Here is an 18,225-nt window from a genome sequence, read left to right as displayed (position 1 = left end):
GTTTCAGGCACATTATCCCGGTAAAAATCTAAAGTGACGGCGATAATGCCTCAAGCGCCGGATAGTCGGTATAGCCCTCAGCACCACCAGTATAAAATAGCTCTGGTCTTGCAGCATTCAGTTCAGCATCTTTATTAAAACGCGCAACCAAATCAGGATTTGCGATAAAAGGCACACCAAAAGCTACGGCATCGGCGTCGCCGCGCCCAATGATCACGTTAGCACTGTCTTTATTAAACTTTTCGTTGGCGATATAGACACCACCAAACAACTGTTTCAATTTCGGGCCTAAGCTGTCATCGGCTTGTGCTTCACGGGCACAGATAAAGGCAATGTTTCTTTTGCCCAGCTGCTGTGCCACATAGCCAAAAGTATCACCGCGATGTGAGTCTCCCATGCTATGCGCATCAGCACGAGGCGCCAAATGCATGCCTACCCGGCCAGCGCCCCAAACCGACACAACCGCATCGGTCACTTCCAGCATCAGTCTGGCCCGGTTTTCAATACTACCGCCATATTGGTCAGTGCGCTGATTACTGCCATCTTGCAAAAATTGATCAAGCAAATAGCCGTTGGCACCATGGATCTCCACGCCATCAAAGCCCGCTTTTTTAGCGTTCTGCGCGCCGAGTCTATAGGCATCAACAATCCCAGCAATCTCTTCTGTTGCCAGTGCCCGGGGCGTAACATAAGCTTGTTTCGGTCGCAATAAACTGACATGGCCTTGCGCGGCAATAGCACTGGGCGCTACCGGTAATGCACCATCTAAGTAATGCGGATCGGATATTCGGCCAACATGCCACAGCTGCAGCATAATGCGCCCGCCAGCCTGATGCACCGCAGTTGTGATTTTTTGCCAACCTGCAACTTGTTCATCCGACCAAATGCCCGGCGTAGCCGGATAGCCAACACCCATGGGGCTAACTGAGGTTGCTTCCGTTATAATAAGCCCGGCAGAGGCACGCTGGCGATAATATTCAACCATCAAATCATTAGGCACCCTGCCGACATTGGCCCGGCAGCGGGTTAACGGCGCCATAATAATCCGGTTTGGCAGTAGTAAATCGCCCATTTTTATCGGCTCGAATAAATTAGCCATGCGATATCCTGTTTGTTAGTGTTAATCAGTCTGAACTTAATTGGTCTGGTTTACCCAAAAACAAGGGTTATCGCGATGAATAACCCGATGCAGAAGGCCGGTGGCCATATTTGGTTACAGTTCTTAACTTGCTGACATTCATCCATGTAGGTATATTTTAATCCTGCTGCTTCGCTGCTCATTTACCGTTACTGCCAAGGATTGTTCATGTTTAAAAAGCTCGCTGCCTCTCCTGTTATTATTGCCGTTATTTTAGCGTTGGCTTTGCTGCTCTGGTTGCTCAGTGGCGATAACTACGCCGCTAAGACTGAGCCCCCTGGCGAACAACAGGTACCGGAACAAACCCTTGCTTTGGTTGAAGCCCGCTGGTCTGAAGCAGAACCTTATCAGCTTACCCGGGTAGCGCAGGGCCAGGTTTTACCTTGGCGCACGGTCAGTATTAAATCTCAGCAAGCCGGTACAGTTACACAATTGCTGGTCAGTCAGGGAGACCGGGTTGTGCAGGGTGACAAGTTACTGCAGCTGTCTGATGAAGGACGTAGCGCACTATTAGAGCAAGCGAAAGCCAATCTGACCTTGCGACAAAACGAGCTGGCCAGTGCTCAGGCGCTGGGTAAGTCACAATTTGTTTCAGAAACCGAACTTACCCGCTTAAAAAGCGAGTTGGCACAAGCCGAAGCAGAGCTTGAGCGCACCCGGCTGGCGTTACAGCAAATTGAACCGGTTGCTCCGTTTGCCGGGGTTATCGACCGCCGTTATGTTGAAGTAGGTGATGTGGTGCAGGTAGGCACGGAGTTATTGCAATTGGTGCAAATTGATAAGCTTAAAGTTACCGCTCAGATCCCCCAACAGCATGTTAAAGCGTTACAACAAGGCCAGCAGGTTAACCTGCGGTTACTGGATGGCAGACTCCTTAGCGGCGAACTGAGTTTTATCAGTTTTGCTGCCGATACCGCCACCCGCAGTTTTTATATTGAAGTTACTGTTGCCAACCCGCAACGGTTGCGGATTGCCGGCGGCAGTGCCACGGTAGAAGTGCTGTTGCCGCCGGTTCAGGCGCATTTAATCTCACCTGCGCTGCTTAGCCTCAACAGTGATGGGCAGTTGGGTGTTTCCCTGGTAAATGATCAGCAACAGGTTGAATTTTACCCGGTAAATATTCTCAGCGCTGACAATGAAGGTGCCCGGGTCAGTGGCTTACCTGAGCGGGCACATATAATTACCCAGGGCGCCGGCTTTGTGAAACCGGGCGATAAGGTGCAGGTCGCAGGGGCCAAACCATGAATGCCATTATACAGGCCGCGATCAGCCGCAGCCGCGCCAGTTTAATGCTTCTGCTGTTTTTGTTTATTGCCGGCATTACCGCCTACCAGACCATACCCAAAGAAGCGAACCCCGATGTCGCCATCCCGATGATGTACGTATCTATGTCACTTGATGGCATTAGCCCCGAAGATGGTGAGCGCTTATTGGTGCGGCCAATGGAGCACGAACTACGATCGCTTGAAGGCATCAAAAAAATGACCTCAACTTCCAGTGAAGGCCATGCCTCAGTGATGCTGGAATTTGATGCCGGTTTCGATGCCGATCAGGCGCTGGCAGATGTGCGGGTCAAAGTTGATGCCGCCCGCGCCAAACTGCCCAGTGAAGCAGACGAACCCACGGTAAACGAAATTAATGTCGCGCTGTTTCCGGTGCTGTCGGTAGGTTTATCTGGCCCCGTTTCGGAAAGCCAGCTGGTATACATTGCCCGCGAATTGCAGGAAAACATTGAGGCAATACCAGAAGTTCTGGAAGTAGACATTGGCGGCGACCGCGAAGATATGCTGGAAATTGTAGTCGACCCCCAGGTACTGGAAGGTTATGGCCTGGATTACCAGCAGCTATTTAGCCTGGTCTCCAATAACAACCGGCTGGTTGCTGCCGGCAGTTTAGATACCGGTGCCGGCCGCTTTGCCATGAAAGTACCGGGGGTTATTGAGAATTTAGATGACGTGTTGTCTATGCCCATTAAAGTCGATGGTGATACGGTTATTACTTTTGGCGATGTCGCCACCATTAGCCGCAGCTTTAAAGACCCACTGGGTTTTGCCCGCATTAATGGCCAGCCGGCCGTGGTGCTGGAAATAAAAAAACGCAGCGGTGCCAATATCATTTCCACCATTGAGCAAACCAAAGCGCTAATAACACAAGCCAGCAGCCAGTTTCCGGACGGTATGCAGATTAACTATATTATGGATCAGTCCAAAGAAGTGAAAAACATGCTGTCAGATCTGCTGAACAACGTGTTAACTGCGGTGGTGCTGGTACTGATTCTGATTGTCGCAACCATGGGTATCCGCTCGGCATTGCTGGTCGGCATCACCATTCCCGGGGCTTTTTTTGCGGGTATTCTGATGATCTTTGCGCTGGGCTTTACCATGAATATTATCGTGCTGTTCGCCCTGATTCTGGTTGCCGGCATGCTGGTCGACGGTGCTGTGGTGGTCAGTGAACTGGCCGATCGTAACCTGGGTGAAGGCCAGACACCAAAACAAGCCTGGGCCAATGCTGCCGGGCGCATGGCATGGCCGATTATTGCATCTACTGCTACCACTATCGTGGTGTTTATGCCGCTGTTGTTCTGGCCCGGCGTCGTCGGCCAGTTTATGAAGTATTTACCGGCTACCGTGATCCTGTGCTTGCTGGCATCCTTGTTTATGGCACTGATTTTCCTGCCGGTCATGGGCGGCATCAGCCGGGCCAGGCCAGCACCGCATCAAATCGAAGCCAGCAGGCCAGGCAAAGCCTATCGCAGCTTACTCAGTCGCCTGCTGCGCCATCCGGGGCTTACTCTGGCCGGCTTGCTCGGCGCCATGGCCCTTATTTTTGTAGCCTACAGTCAGTTTAACCATGGTATGGAATTTTTTCCGGATGTTGAACCCGAGTCTGCTCAGGTATGGGTACGCGCCCGGGGTGATATGTCCATTTATGAAAAAGACGCCTTGCTTAAACAGGTCGAGCAGCGGCTGCTGGGGTTAGCGGAAGTTAAAGCGCTGTATGCCCGCTCGCTGGCCAGCAGTAGCGGCGAGCTGGCACCGGATGTGGTTGGTACTTTGCAGTTTCAGTTTATTGACTGGTTTGAGCGACGTAAAGCCGCGGCAATTCTGGCTGATATGCGTATGCTTACCGACGATATCCCGGGTGTTATTCTGGAGTTTCGCCAGCAACAGGAAGGCCCTGCTGCCGGTAAGCCGATAGAGCTGCAGGTAAGCAGCAGCGAGGCAGCAGCCACCGAGCAGGCGGTAAGCACCATTGTCAGCCAGATGCAGCAAATGGAAGGGTTTGTCGATATTGAGGATGACCGCAGCCTGCCTGGAATTGAATGGCGAATTGAAGTCGATCGGGCAGCAGCAGCGCGCTTTGGTGCCGATGTGCTAACGGTAGGCAACGCGGTGCAAATGGTCAGTAATGGCTTATTGCTGGCCAAGTTCCGGCCCGAATATGCCAGCGACGAAGTGGATATCCGGGTTAGGTTTCCTCAGCAGTGGCGCTCCTTGGATCAATTGGGCCGGCTGACTATTCAGACGCCGCGCGGCCAGGTCCCGCTGAGCAACTTTGTTGAACGGGTAGCCGCGCCTAAAACCAGTGTTATTAAGCGAATTGACGGTAACCGGGCGGTTACCATAAAAAGCGATTTGACGCCGGGTGCTCAGGTTAGTGAGCGCTTACAGGCCTTACTGGCCAGTGACATGAAACTGCCCGACAACGTAATTGTGAAAACCGCCGGTGAAAGTGCTGATCAGCAAGAAGCCATGACCTTTCTAATGGGCGCCTTTGCCACAGCTATCTTTTTAATGCTGATGATTTTACTGGTGCAATTTAACAGCTGGTACCAGAGCCTACTGGTGTTGTCGGCCATCGTATTTTCGACCGCCGGGGTATTACTGGGCCTGCTGGTGAACGGCCAGAGCTTTGGTATCGTAATGGTAGGTATGGGAATTATTGGCCTGGCGGGTATTGTGGTAAATAATAACATCGTACTGATAGACACCTTTAACCAACTGCGCGACAGCGGCATGTCTGCAACTGAAGCCGCACTGGAAACCGGCTGCCTGCGCTTACGCCCGGTGTTACTGACATCTATTACTACGGTGCTGGGTTTAATGCCTATGGTACTGGCCGTAAACGTCAATCTGCTGGAGCCAAGCCTTGGCTTTGGCGCGCCATCGACCCAATGGTGGACCCAGTTATCCAGCGCCATTGCAGGCGGTTTAACCTTTGCCACCTTGCTTACTCTGTTTTTAACACCCTGCATGCTAGTATTGGGTGAAAGGCTGCACCGCTCTAAAAATCAAGGCAACGCTGGTGCTAAAGCTGATAACAAGCAGCCTACTTATGGCTAAGTGGCTGCCGTTGCTACTGCTGCTGTTAAGTTACAGCGGCAGTTGTAGTGCTGCTAGTAATAATAGTATCGCGCAAGAAACAGCTTTTGAGCTGCATTGGCAACAGGGCTTTACCGCGGTTGAACAAGCCAAACTCATCAGCTGGCTAGAACAAAGTGCCGCCAGCACTCTGGCAGTATTGGGCCCTTATCCTTTTACCATGCAACTCTATATTTACCGGCGCCCGGCGAACGAACCTGTGCCCTGGGCCAATACCTGGCGAGACAACAGCCAGCAAATCCACTTTTATGTAGAACCGGCGTTCAGCTTGCAACAGTTTAAGCAAGACTGGACCGCATATCATGAAATAGCCCATCTGGCGTTGCCATATCTGGGGCGCTCTAATGCCTGGTTTGCCGAAGGTTTTGCCAGCTTTATGCAGTATCAGATCATGCAGCAAGCCGGGCTTATCGAGAGTGCTGTTGAGGCTATCCGTACTAAGTTTTCACCACAGCGCCAGCACTATCAGCAACCCACAAGTATGGCAAAGCGCGCTGCAATGTTGCTGGGCCAGCGTCGTTTTCCTGCCGGTTACTGGGGCGGGGCACAGTTTTTTGTGGTGGCTGACCGTCAGCTGCAGCAACAGGGTAAAGGCCAATTGACCGCGCTTATCGCCCGCTATCAGCAATGTTGCCGCCTGCAGGACAACACATTGGCAGAGGTCATAGCCTCGTTAGATAAATTAAGTGGTAGCAAAATTTTCAGTGAACTGATGCAACAATTTGATCAGCTACCGGCAGACCAGTTTATGTCGCTGCACCAGCTCTAATGTTCAGTTACATTACTAACCAGTATTGGCAGTGCTGCGCCTGTAAAAAGGCTTCAGCGTGACTGCCGTGCAACAAGGCAGTCGTCGCCAACATGCCTGCCAGCAGACAATTTGGTGCAGCGACGGTGACGGAACGTGGCGCATCAGTAATAGGCCAGCCGGTTTTTGGGTGAAGAATATGGCTATAACGCGTGCCATCTTTCAGTAAAAAGCGTCGGCTGTCTCCACTGCTGGCAAGTGCCCCTTTACTCAGACCAACGGCCGAAATTGCCTGATCGGCCAATGTGGGGTTTTCAATACCTATACGCCATAACGTGCCGTCCTCTCTTGGCCGGCTGCAGCGCATGTCACCGCCAAAGTTAACCACCAGACTTGGCAGATCATCTGCAGCAAATTGCTGACTAAGCAACTGCAATACTTTATCTACCGCATATTCCTTGGCAATGCCGCCCAGATCCAGCTCCATAGCAGAGGGCAGCATAATACGGTTAGTGTCGCGCAGAACTTTGTCCCAGCCAACATGGGGCAGCAAGGCATCAATTTTCGATTGGCTGGCCAGCTTGTCTGAGCCATCAAATGTCCAGATCCGGCGTAAAATACCGCTGCTAATATCAAATAAGCCATCACTCAATTGATAGCAGCTGTCAGCAAACGCCAGCAGCTGCGAGGTTTCAGGATCCAGTGTTTGCCAGCTGCCGGCATTGCGGTTTAGCTGGCTTAGTAAACTGCTGCGACGATAGCGGCTGTATTTTTGTTCAATGCGTTCAGTTTCAGCGGCGGCGAGCTGCGTTAACTGCCGGCATAAGCTCATGTCCGGTGCCTCCAGCAATATTTCGCAGGGGCTGGCCATGGCACGGAACTGGCCGACCGTACAATTTTTCCCGGCATTAACAGCAATAGCGACCATTGGCCCTCCTTGCCAATTGTAACCTAAAAAGAATAGCTTACCTGAGCCATCACCGCGGTCACTTTTTCGTACAGTTCAACATTCGCCAGTACACCCGGTGCAGCCACCCTATCATTTTGTGGGTTCTGCTGGTATAGCGCTATCCGAAATGATAGCTCGTTGCCTTGCGCCAACTTAGTGCCAAATTTAGCCCCCACGGTATAGGTATTCATTTTACCAATCCGGTAATCGGCACTGACATATTGCGGCAACGGTTCAGCCTGCAATATAAACGGCTGATAAAACTCTGCCGCACTTTGCTGATAGTATCGGAACTGTGGTTCAACATACCATCGGTCTGTCATTGGCAACCGCCATTTCAAATCCGCAGTATGTGATGTCAGTTCCCAGTCATCCCACATATAGCGGTATGATGCATCAAGATAACTGCCACCAAGATGCAGTTTGTTCTGCCAGTAAACGCTGTGCTTGGTGCGTTGGTCCGGCCGGTTTTCATACAGGTTTTGTTGTACTTCGCCATTGGCGTTTACTACGCTAACCAGCTTAAAGGGGTCGGTCATATAGCCATCAGCCATGCTAAGTGAATAGTTAAGCTGCATTAACCAGTTGCGGTTGATTACCTGGGTCAGTCCTAACAAAACATCAAGTGTATCTTTGGTATCATCGGCGCGATCGCGGGTAGCGTCAAACGCCGCCTGATAACTGCTGTCATCGGCATAGTCGCTGCGCAACAGCATCGGCGCAAAGGCGGTGGCAATACCACCTTCAGGTGAAATGGTGTCGTGGCTGTAGCCTAGCCCCAAAGATACGGTGGTGTTTTTTTGGTTAAAATCCCGCGCCAGGGAACCATTGAGTCCCATTGATAAATAATCATACTCTTTTGATAAGTGACCACCGCCGCTAGCCCGCCAATTTGTTGCTAACGGCTGCTCCCAACTGGCGTCCAGCTGCACCCGGGTGTCATGAAAGGTGTCATCCAGTGGTGTGACACCCGGTGCGACATCATAGCTGCCACGACCTGATGGCCGGGTAAAACTTTGCACGTAAGGTTGCGCCACAGCACCAGTAGCCGATGCGCCAGTCAGTGCGTCCACCACCAGCCCCAGATTAAGATATTTATCATCACCAAAATCGCCGCGTGCGGTCAGAATAGCTTCGCCGGCGCTTACCCGATCTGTCTCGTTGTACAACAAAATGGCACTGTTAAACTGCCAGTCATCCAGTAGGGTGCCTGCTTCGGCTTGTTGACCCAGTGCAGCACAGCTGGCCGCTGCCAGCGCCATGCTGATATTTGCCAGTTGTTTTAATTGCATCCGCAACCTCCACCGGCAAAGCTGCGGCCACCGCTGCTGCCTTCTTTACTAAAATAAATATGGTCATCCAACCGGTTGTCTAATGGTGCACTGTTTAGAGCCATTTCTTCTTTAGCCAGCGTGTCACGCTGCCACGGTTTAACACCCAAAGTACTGCATGCAGTCAGCTGGCTAAGCAGCAAGAGTGTCAGGCCAGCACCTAATATTTTTTTCAGTTTCATTCGAGCTACTCCTCTGCCAGTAATTGGCGGATCTTGGCTTCATAGTCAGCAATATCCGCCTGTTTAAAACCAATATGGCGGTAACGGACCTGGCCTTTTTTATCAATCAAAAAGCTACTGGGCATGCCGGGTAACTGAAATTTCTCTGCTACAGTGCCGTTGCTGTCATACAGCACCGCAAACTGCGCTGGCACTTGCTGCAAAAACCGGCTGGCCTGTGCACGATCGCTATCTTCATTTACCGCCAGCACAAGCAAACCGTCCTCTGCGTATTGCTGGTGCATCGTGTTCAACCAGGGAAATGACTTGCGACAAGGTGCACACCACGACGCCCAGAAGTCGACCAGCACTACTTTGCCGTTCAACTGCTGCATAGTACTAACCGGGCTGCCCGGCAAATCGCTGAGCTCTGTCGCCGAAACGCTGCTAACTGTCAGGCAACTGAGCAAAAACCCGATTAGCAAGCCACTTATTTTCCAATACTGCATAGCACCTCCGAAACGTCTGCATTCACGCTAACGGTGTTTGCTTAAGCAAACCTTAAGCGACGCTACAACTATGAAATTCAGCAAGGAATAGAAAAAAGACGAGGGGTAGAAAAAGATAGAGAGGGGCAACCGCTACTTGGAATGCTAATGTTAATGGAGTTGTCTGCGGTTGCGGCTAACTGGAAAGCAGGGAAATACAGAGTCAGACCGCCACCCCAAAAATACTGCCAACCAGCGCGGTCAGTGCCATTGCCAGCGCGCCCCAAAAGGTAACCCTTGCTGCACCTCGCGCGCGGGGAGCACCGCCTGCGTGCGCGGCAAGTGCACCCAGGCCCGCCAGAAAACATAGCGAGAATAAGGCAACGGCGTAAATCAGATAGGGCCCGGACATCACCCAGGCAACCAGCAGTGGCAGAGCAGCGCCTATGGTAAAGGTAGCAGCAGAGGAGAGTGCAGCCTGAACAGGCCGGGCAGTGCCTGTAGCTGAAATGCCAATTTCGTCGCGGGCATGCGCGCTCAACGCATCGTGCGCCATGAGTTGCCCGGCAACTTTATGTGCCAGATCCGGCGCTATGCCTCTTTTCTGGTAAATTTCAGCCAGCTCATTTTGTTCACTCAGTGGGTTCTGGGCCAATGATATTTTTTCCAGCTCAAGATCCGCCTGTTCAGTATCCGCCTGCGAGCTCACAGATACATACTCACCTGCTGCCATCGACATTGCCCCGGCAACCAGGCCGGCAACACCCGCCAGCATGACACTGGCATGCGTGGTACTGGCGGCAGCCACGCCAATAATCAGACTAGCAGTCGATACAATGCCATCATTTGCGCCCAGCACCGCTGCGCGGAGCCAGCCAACGCGATGCGAGCGGTGCTTTTGTTTGTGGATCATCTGCATTCCTTTTGCTTCTATGTGTCATATGAAGCTGTGTGTTGTTGTTTTATAAATGTAGTTGTGGTCTTAAGAAAAGCTTAAGCTGATTAAAATAAACTTTACTAAGCATTGTTCAAACGGAAAACTGACATGCGCATTTTACTGGTAGAAGATGATGAGTTGCTGGCCCAGGGTATGATTACCCGACTGAAACGCATGGGATATCAGCCTGAACACTGTACTACAGGTAAACAGGCGATGCTGGCAGCAAAGGACAATAATTTTGCGCTGATAATCCTCGATTTAGGGCTGCCTGATGGCTTTGCGCTGGAGATCATTGCTCAGTTACGCCAGGCGGCAATTACCATACCCATTTTGGTGCTGACCGCCCAAAGCCAGCTGGAAACCAAGCTTGCAGCATTAAACAGTGGTGCCGATGACTATCTGGTAAAACCCATTGATGTGTTAGAACTTGAAGCACGGATCAGAGTATTATGCCGTCGGCAGCAACAGCGCACGGACGACAGGCTGCACCTGGCCGGCATCAGCCTGAATTTGCAGAACCACCAATGCCAGTTTCAGCAGCGTGATGTCACGCTGACCCGACGCGAATTTATGCTGCTAAAAGAATTTATGCTAAAACCCGACCGGATTTTATCGCGCCAGCAACTGGAAGAACTCAGCTACGGTTGGGATGGCGATAATGAAAGTAATGCTATCGAGGTCCATATTCACAATTTACGTAAAAAGCTCTCAGCCGATGTGATTAAAACAGTGCGTGGCGTTGGCTATATGCTGGTAAGCCAGTATGGCGTTTAACAGTATTAAATTTTATCTGCTGTTGGGTATTAATTTACTGATGCTTGGCACCCTGAGCTTAAATGCCTGGATCGCCTACCACGATGCATTGCACGAACTGGATGAAATTTACGATGCCGAACTGGCCCGTAGTGCTAAGTTAATCAGTCTGTTGCTAAGCAGCAACCCTATTCCACAAACCAATACTGAACCGCTGGTTATCGCGGTGCCACATATTACTGAAATGGGTGAAACATTAAGCGCCCAGCAGGAGAGGTTGCTCGATGGCCATAAGTATGAGGGCAAAATTGCTTTTCAGGCCCAGCAGGGCGATAAACTGATTATGCTATCGGAAAATGCGTTGCAATTTCCGACCCCGCAACGGCAGGCCGGCTACCACGAAATCACCGAGCATAACACCCTGTGGGTGACCTTTAGCTATTTTGTGCCCGAGCAGGATTTGTGGATATTCACTGCTCAGCGCGAAGATATCCGCGAAGAACTCGGCGCGCATATTGCCCAGGCCCAGGTCAGGCCTATTCTGTTTATGATGCTGCCTCTTAGCCTGTTAATTTATCTGGTGATTAGACTGGTACTACGACCGCTGCAACTGCTGCAACAGCAGGTCGCTGACAAAACCCCGGAACAACTGCATGAAATACAACTTGCGCTGCCGTTGGAACTGCAACCCATCCAGAGCGCGATAAACAGGTTACTGCAACGGATCCGTCGCTACTTACAGCAGGAAAAACGCTTTATTGCTGACGCCTCGCATGAATTACGCACGCCGCTGAGTATTTTACAACTGCATGCGCAAAATCTGAGCAGTGCCAGTGATCCGGCTGAAGTAACTGAAGCAGTAAATGCCATTACAGAAGGCAGCAAACGCATGTCGCATCTGATTAATCAGTTGCTGTCGATTGCCAGGCTCGATCATCTGCAACAGCCCGACTGCACAGCAATACCAGTGAGCTCACTGCTGCATCACAGTCTGTCGCAACTGCCGATGAAATTGCTGGATAAAGTAAACTGGCAACTAGAGCTTGATGATAGTTGTCAGATATATGGTGACGACACGCTATTGCAAAGTGTAATGCGCAATGTGCTGGATAACGCCGCTAAGTATTCGCCAACTGATGGTACCGTGAAAGTTCAGACCAGTCGCAACAACCAGCAACAAATTATGATTAACATTAAAAACAGCGGCAATACCACTGCAGAGACCAGCCGGCTTGGCAACCGGTTTTACCGGCATCAGCAGCATCAGCAAATTGAGGGGGCTGGCCTGGGGTTATCTATTGTTAAACATATTATTGAGCTGCACAGCGGCAGTATTTCGTTCAGTGCTAACAGCCAGCTTGGCCTTGACGTGTTGATCCTGTTGCCGCAAGCACCGCAAAACGACTGATTTATATGTTAGTGACTCTGACAAAAACTTAATAGCGACATTTTAAGATAACGTTGATGCTAACGCGCGGCATCATACTGCTGCAACGCCAGCGTCGCCTGCTGCAAATTAGCGCTTGTTTTCTCCGGATGCCGTGTCGCGATGCTATCAGCACGTTGCAGCGCTTCACCAGCCTGCTGTAGTTTACCCTGCAACAAATATGCTCTGGCCATACCGGCCCAGGTATCGATAACATCAGGATGATCAAGGCTTTCGTCAGCTCGCAGTGCAACAATCTGCTGATATAATTGCAGCGCCGCTGCCGAATCTTGCTGCGCTAAATAGGTATCAGCCAGGATCTGCGCAGTGATAAGCGTGGTGGGGTGTGCTACACCCAATTGCTTTTGTTGTTTGTTATAAGCATCAAGCACGAGTTGTTCGGCTTCGTTAAAGTGTTGTTGCAGCCGAAGTACTCGGGCCAGTTTCATCTGACTTTGCAATGTTTCAATATTGTCATTTCCCAGTACTTTACTGCGCTCAGCCAGCACCTGACGAAAAAGTGCTTCAGATTCTATAAAACGATCTAAACCACGGTAGCTATCGGCCAGATTATGTTTCGAGCGCAGCGTCGCAGGATGCAAAGCACCTAACACCTCAGTTGCCAGTTCAATATGTTCAGTGATTATCGGTTCGGCCCTGGCGTACTGGCCGGAACTTTCATAAACCGAGCCCAGCGTACTCATGCAGGTTAAGGTGGTCGGGTGCCGTTGGCCTAACTGACGCTTTGCCATCTCAAAACAGCTTTTGTAGTAGTACTCTGCCTGCTGATACCGGCCCAGCCAGTGATTGATCACCCCAAGGTTGGCCAGTGAATTAATAATATCCTGATGCTCTTCACCCAGCACCCTGACCCGATCCTGATATAGCCGCAGCCACATCTGCTCTGCCTTGTCCAGCTCGCCGCCCTCCATATAGGCCGCGGCCAGATTACCAATAGAGCCCAGGGTTATTTTATGGTCCCGGCCATACAACTGCTCTGCCAGCTGTAAAGCCTGATAACGCAACGCTAGCACTTTGTCATTGTTAAACTGGTCCTGATAAAGGTATGACAGATTGGTCAGAATTTGCCAGTACAGTTCGGTGTCCGCAAAGTTATGCTGCAATGCAAGCTGACTGGCCTGCTCCAGATGGTGCTGGGCTGCTGGTAACAGCCCAAGAGAATGATAGGTGCGGCCAATGATCCGATGTATAGCCGCAGCGACCTCAGGTTGTCCGCTCAGCGCATGATCGGTTTGCGTTGCCAACTGACTACTGGCTTCATCCAATACATCCCGCACTTTTGGTTCTGTACCCTGCGCTTCGCTGGGATCAACTTTGCCAAGCATGTCGGTCACAAAGTCAGTAATCGCCAGCGCTTTATCCCGTTGCAGCCTCGCAATGTCCCGTTCTTGTTTAACCTGCTGCGCCTGCTGCCAGAAGGCCGCACTAAACGCAGTAATACCGCACAGAATTACCGCTGCCAGGGTACTGCTGGCCGTATTACGTCGGACAAACATCTGGCTGCGATACCACCAGCTGTTAGGCCGGGCCTGTATCGGATGTTTACCCAAAAAGCGTTTTATATCGTCAGCCAGTGCACTGACTGACTGGTAACGCCGGGCGGGCTCTGGTTGCAACGCACGCTGGATAATCCAACGCACGTCGCTGCGGGTGCTGTTCGCTACTAACAGCTGCAATACCAGGCCTAAGGCATAAACATCGCTCAGCGCAGAAAGGGCTTTGGCTTGCTTTTGTTCGGGGCTGGCGTAGTTTAAGGTTAAACCAAGTTGTTTAGTGTCCTTTGCTGTTTCAGTGCCGGTGGCACGGTTCAGTAAGCGGGCGATACCAAAGTCCAGTAGCTTTGGCTCACCACGCTGGTTAATTAGAATATTGGACGGTTTAATATCACAATGCACCACCATTTTCTGATGCGCAAAGGCCACAGCCGCCGCCACTTTAACAAACAGCTGCAACAGTGCTGTCAGCGATAACTTGCGCTCAGCGCAATACTGATCAATAGGCTCGCCTTTCACATATTCCATTACCAGATAAGGCATGCCATCTGCAGTTGTGCCACCATCGAGCAACCGAGAGATGGCCTCGTGCTCCAAATCTGCCAATATCTGGCGCTCCGTTCTGAAAGCATGCAGCAACAGCGGGTTTATCAGCGTGGTGCTAATCAGTTTAATGGCGACCTGTTTTTCAAATTGCTTGTCGGCGCGCTCAGCCAGGTACACTGTACCCATGCCACCACGGCCAAGTTGTCGTAACAGCTTGTAGGGTCCCAGCACTTCACCACTTAAATCTTGCTGGTCAGCCAGCAGGGACGCGGCCTCTGAGGCCAGCATGTTTTGTAACTGACCGGTATGTCCCTCGTTTGCCAGCAGCAGCCTCAGGGCCTGGCAAAGTTCATTGTCACCGTTGCAGGCCTGATCAATAAAGTGTTCACGCTGGGCCAGGGGCAATACCGCTGCCTGATAGAATAATGGTTCAACCTTTTGCCATAACAACTTATCCATGTCGTTTTGCTCCAACCTTTCCTGAAACCGTGAAAGCCGGTCTATACTGGTAGATACCTAATAGCCTAGTTGAAAATAAGCCTATGTCTATCGTTGAGGAACACACCAATATCACCGTACTGCTCAGTCAGTGGCGGCATGGTGATCTGCAGGCGGAGAAAGAACTAAGTCAGCTGGTGCAGCAGAAATTACATCAATTGGCAGCACACTATATGCGCCAGGAGCGACCTGGCCACACCTTACAACCGACCGCGCTGGTGAACGAAGCCTTTATCAGTCTGATGCAGGCTGATGTTGCTTATCAGGACCGGCTGCACTTTTTCCGACTGGCGGGCAGTATCATGCGTCGAATTTTAGTAGACCACGCCCGGGCTCGTAATGCTGCCAAACGGGGCGATGGCCAGTTGCAAGTCACCCTAGACGGCCAAGCGCTGACCATGGATGACACCAACAATATTATTGGCTTACACAATGCCATGCAGGCGCTGGCAGAATTTGATCAGCAAAAAGCTGAAATTCTGGACCTGCAGTTTTTTGCCGGGCTCAGTCCGACCCAAATTGGCGAGCTGTACGGGGTGTCGGGCAAAACCATTGAACGTAGCAGCAAATTGGCTAAAGCCTTTATTCACCAGGCCATTTAGAGGGTAAACCGGCGTTTTAAACTTTTTTTAATTTTGTTGTCTTTTTATCGCACGTAATCCGCTTACTTAGTTAACAGCCCAGTTAAGCGGTATGGCTGACGAGTTGCCATCGTGGCATAAACGTACAGATAAACCGGATAACTTTATGAAACAGGTATTTCAACATTTACTGGTAATTTTGCAAAACCAGCCCGACGACCTAATGGTACTTAACAGAGCCCTAAATCTGGCACAACAATATCAAAGTAAAGTCACTTTTTTTTGTTCAATGTATCAAAGCCGGTCGCTTGCCAACATTAATGAGCAAGCAGCGCAATATCAGCAAAAACTGCAGCAGCTTTCCCGGGATAAGTCACTTGCCAAGTGCCCTGCGATCGAAATCTGCTGGCAGCAACCTGCCAGAAAACGTATTGAACAGCTGCTGGCAGATAGCGATATAAGCTTAATTATTAAGCGTTTGCAGCCCAAACGTAGCTTACTATCCTGGTTAGTACCTGACTTAGAACATTACTTTATCAGCGACTGCACCCTGCCCGTATGGTTGGTTAAGCAGGCCTGTGCCAATACAGAGCTGAGCATTCTGGCCTGCCTTGATCTGGATAACAGCAGTAGCCAGCAACATAATCTGAACAACAGTATTTTGACCATTGGCGAGCAAATCGTGCAACAGCACAGCCAGCATTTGCACGTACTAAATTGTTATCAGGCTGATGATTACAGCATCAGCCTGCCCTACGATAGCAACCATGGCTTTGCTCCATTGCCCGATATCCAGCAACAACACTCGGCTAAACTGTCGCCTTATCTGGCAAAGTATCAGTTAACCACAGAAGCGGTGCACCTGAGTGAAGGTCTGCCGGATGATGAAATTCCAAAAGCCGTACAAAATTATCAGTGTCAGTTAGCTATTATTGGCAACAGCCACACTCATCATTTCAGCTCGGTATTGTTTGGTGATACCGCGCACTACTTAAGCCGGCATACACCCTGCGATGTACTGGTAGTGAAACAAGCAGACTAATTAACTGATATAAGCTGCTGTTCAATATCTGCTAATGAGGTGGGTTTAGCATACAGGTATCCCTGGCCAAAATCGCACCCCAGCGACGCCAGCAGTTGCTGCTGGGCGTGGGTTTCTATCCCTTCAGCAATAACCTGAACGGTAATAGCTTTGGCCATGGCCAGCATTGCTTTAACCAGGCTAAGATTATGATCACTTTCCAGCGCCTGCACAAAGGCCTTGTCAATCTTAATAAAATCAATTGGTAACGACGTCAGATATGATAAAGATGAGTAGCCTGTGCCAAAATCATCAATTGCTATCTTAATCCCGGCGCTGCGAAAGGCATTCAGATTTATCAACGTGGTCGGCGACTTGTCCATCGCCACCCCTTCCGTAATTTCTAATTGTAAGCTCGAAGGTACCAGCCGCAACTCCTGCAGCTTTGTCATGATGTGATTGAATAGCTCCGGGTCTGAAAAGTGCTTGCTGGTAATATTCACGGCAACGGGTGGCGGTTGCAAACCTGCTTTTTGCCATAAACTTAGCTGCTGTAACACGGTATCTATAACCCAACGATCAAGTTGTTTTCCCAGATTTACCGCTTCTGCCACTGCCACAAATATATCCGGCGCCACAGTGCCCAGGTTGGCGTCATGCCAACGCACTAAGGCTTCGTAGCCGATGGTTTTTCCTTCAAGCAAATTGTACTTAGGCTGCAATACCACATTCAGCAAATTGTGTTCCAGCGCTCGCCTTAAGCCCTGCTCTATTTCCAACCGTTGGGTTAACGCACTATGCATATCCTGATGATATACCCGAAATGGCACACCTTGTTGCTTTGCTTCAAACATGGCCGCTTCAGCATGCTGGATCAGAGCGCCGAACTGAGAGGAATCATCAGGGCACATGCTGATGCCAACGCAAACTGACGGGGAAATTTTTTCCTGAGCTAACCAGTATGGTTCAGTGCATTTCTCTATCAGTTTATGGACAAAAGGCAGTAAATCTTTGCGATCATTTAATGGTAGTAACACGATAAAGTCATCTGCGCCGGGCCTGCATGCCAGCGCTTTCTCTGGCATTGCCTGCTAAAGGCATTATTGACAAACGTCAGCCGTGAATTCTTGCTTAGACGGCAAATAAACTCTTTCTGGTTTTGGACAATATCGCGATAACGTTGCTCGGCAGAGATAAGCCGCTCCAGTACCGCTTTAAACTCAGATAAATCATGACATACGCCAACAAAAATACGTCCCTGGCCGGTTATCGACTCGCCAACCGACAAATGCATCGGAAACACCGTGCCATCTTTGCGTTGTGCCTGCACATCCCGGCCAATACCGATAATTTTGGCCTTGCCGCTTGTATTATAATTGTGAACATAACTATCGTGCTGTGCGGCATGCTGCCGGGTCATCAACATACTGACATTCTGGCCAATACACTGGGCAGCATCATAGCCAAATAGCTTTTCGGCGGAGGGCGAAAAAAAGCAGATAAGCCCTTGTTGATCAATCACAATAATCGCATCAACGGCCGATTGCACTATAGCATCCTGTAACTGACTTAGCTCAAACGCATCCATACCCTAACTTTTCCTAATCTTGATAAGCAGCAGAAACCAACCTTTTAATTAGTGGCTTATTCACAATAAACACAAATGTAGAAGTAATAGAACTATTCCGCCATCTGCATCCGTGTTAAATGGGGTAATTATAGGAAAATTAGTTAAAAATAATTGCC

At 50.3% G+C, this 18,225-nt stretch carries 16 protein-coding genes; 7 read left to right on the top strand and 9 right to left on the bottom strand.

The window, feature by feature from the left end:
* Positions 1–28: 28 nt before the first annotated feature.
* Positions 29–1,099, bottom strand: coding sequence for an alkene reductase (locus B2Q61_RS05455; protein WP_290620292.1), 1,071 nt, complete (start codon positions 1,097–1,099; stop codon positions 29–31).
* Positions 1,100–1,306: 207 nt separating this feature from the next.
* On the opposite strand from B2Q61_RS05455, the gene B2Q61_RS05450 reads away from it, so the two are divergent.
* The 3 genes from B2Q61_RS05450 to B2Q61_RS05440 are packed head-to-tail and all read left to right on the top strand — an operon-like array spanning position 1,307 to position 6,292.
* On the top strand, positions 1,307–2,383 hold the full coding sequence (locus tag B2Q61_RS05450) for an efflux RND transporter periplasmic adaptor subunit (RefSeq protein WP_290620290.1): 1,077 nt from the start codon (positions 1,307–1,309) through the stop codon (positions 2,381–2,383).
* Positions 2,380–5,484 carry an efflux RND transporter permease subunit gene (locus B2Q61_RS05445; RefSeq protein WP_290620288.1) on the top strand — a complete coding sequence of 1,035 codons (3,105 nt, stop codon included), beginning with the start codon at positions 2,380–2,382 and terminating at the stop codon, positions 5,482–5,484. The genes B2Q61_RS05450 and B2Q61_RS05445 overlap by 4 nt, the downstream gene beginning before the upstream one ends.
* Positions 5,477–6,292, top strand: a complete 816-nt coding sequence (locus tag B2Q61_RS05440; RefSeq protein WP_290620286.1) for a hypothetical protein — start codon at positions 5,477–5,479, stop codon at positions 6,290–6,292. The genes B2Q61_RS05445 and B2Q61_RS05440 overlap by 8 nt, the downstream gene beginning before the upstream one ends.
* 7 nt (positions 6,293–6,299) lie before the next feature.
* Here B2Q61_RS05440 and B2Q61_RS05435 read toward each other — a convergent pair whose 3' ends face one another.
* From B2Q61_RS05435 to B2Q61_RS05415, 5 genes are all read right to left on the bottom strand, one after another.
* On the bottom strand, positions 6,300–7,199 hold the full coding sequence (locus tag B2Q61_RS05435; protein WP_290620284.1) for an FAD:protein FMN transferase: 900 nt from the start codon (positions 7,197–7,199) through the stop codon (positions 6,300–6,302).
* 23 nt (positions 7,200–7,222) lie between these two features.
* Positions 7,223–8,512 (bottom strand): DUF3570 domain-containing protein, encoded by a 1,290-nt coding sequence (locus B2Q61_RS05430; protein WP_290620282.1) that lies wholly within the window; start codon positions 8,510–8,512, stop codon positions 7,223–7,225.
* Positions 8,503–8,733 (bottom strand): DUF4266 domain-containing protein, encoded by a 231-nt coding sequence (locus B2Q61_RS05425; RefSeq protein WP_290613767.1) that lies wholly within the window; start codon positions 8,731–8,733, stop codon positions 8,503–8,505. The genes B2Q61_RS05430 and B2Q61_RS05425 overlap by 10 nt, the downstream gene beginning before the upstream one ends.
* A 5-nt stretch (positions 8,734–8,738) precedes the next feature.
* Entirely contained in the window at positions 8,739–9,221 is a 483-nt protein-coding gene (locus B2Q61_RS05420) for a TlpA family protein disulfide reductase (RefSeq protein WP_290620280.1), read from the bottom strand.
* A 202-nt stretch (positions 9,222–9,423) separates the two neighbouring features.
* On the bottom strand, positions 9,424–10,113 hold the full coding sequence (locus tag B2Q61_RS05415; protein ID WP_290620278.1) for a VIT1/CCC1 transporter family protein: 690 nt from the start codon (positions 10,111–10,113) through the stop codon (positions 9,424–9,426).
* 132 nt (positions 10,114–10,245) lie between these two features.
* On the opposite strand from B2Q61_RS05415, the gene B2Q61_RS05410 reads away from it, so the two are divergent.
* Together B2Q61_RS05410 and B2Q61_RS05405 are read left to right on the top strand one after the other, a co-directional pair.
* Positions 10,246–10,914 carry a response regulator gene (locus B2Q61_RS05410; protein ID WP_290620276.1) on the top strand — a complete coding sequence of 223 codons (669 nt, stop codon included), beginning with the start codon at positions 10,246–10,248 and terminating at the stop codon, positions 10,912–10,914.
* Positions 10,904–12,301, top strand: a complete 1,398-nt coding sequence (locus B2Q61_RS05405) for a sensor histidine kinase (protein ID WP_290620274.1) — start codon at positions 10,904–10,906, stop codon at positions 12,299–12,301. The genes B2Q61_RS05410 and B2Q61_RS05405 overlap by 11 nt, the downstream gene beginning before the upstream one ends.
* Positions 12,302–12,360: 59 nt before the next feature.
* Here the strand turns inward: B2Q61_RS05405 and B2Q61_RS05400 are convergent, their stop codons facing one another.
* Positions 12,361–14,838 (bottom strand): serine/threonine-protein kinase, encoded by a 2,478-nt coding sequence (locus B2Q61_RS05400; RefSeq protein WP_290620272.1) that lies wholly within the window; start codon positions 14,836–14,838, stop codon positions 12,361–12,363.
* Between the two features lie 83 nt (positions 14,839–14,921).
* Here B2Q61_RS05400 and B2Q61_RS05395 point away from each other — a divergent pair, with 83 nt between their 5' ends.
* Positions 14,922–15,479, top strand: coding sequence for an ECF-type sigma factor (locus B2Q61_RS05395; protein WP_290620270.1), 558 nt, complete (start codon positions 14,922–14,924; stop codon positions 15,477–15,479).
* Positions 15,480–15,624: 145 nt separating this feature from the next.
* A complete protein-coding gene (locus B2Q61_RS05390) occupies positions 15,625–16,500 on the top strand; it encodes a universal stress protein (RefSeq protein ID WP_290620268.1) in 876 nt (291 codons plus the stop codon).
* On the opposite strand, the gene B2Q61_RS05385 is transcribed toward B2Q61_RS05390, so the two are convergent.
* Complete coding sequence (locus B2Q61_RS05385; protein WP_290620266.1) at positions 16,497–17,564, bottom strand: putative bifunctional diguanylate cyclase/phosphodiesterase; 1,068 nt, start codon at positions 17,562–17,564, stop codon at positions 16,497–16,499. The two genes, B2Q61_RS05390 and B2Q61_RS05385, sit on opposite strands and share 4 nt — an antisense overlap.
* Positions 17,501–18,067: a PAS domain-containing protein gene (locus B2Q61_RS05380; RefSeq protein ID WP_290620264.1), complete on the bottom strand. Its 567-nt coding sequence runs from the start codon at positions 18,065–18,067 to the stop codon at positions 17,501–17,503. The genes B2Q61_RS05385 and B2Q61_RS05380 overlap by 64 nt, the downstream gene beginning before the upstream one ends.
* Positions 18,068–18,225: the final 158 nt, after the last annotated feature.

It is taken from the genome of Arsukibacterium sp. UBA5043 (genome assembly GCA_002415085.1).
Lineage (GTDB): Bacteria > Pseudomonadota > Gammaproteobacteria > Enterobacterales > Alteromonadaceae > Alishewanella.
Note: the sequence above shows the minus strand (reverse complement) of the source record. Positions and strands in the feature narration are given on the sequence as shown.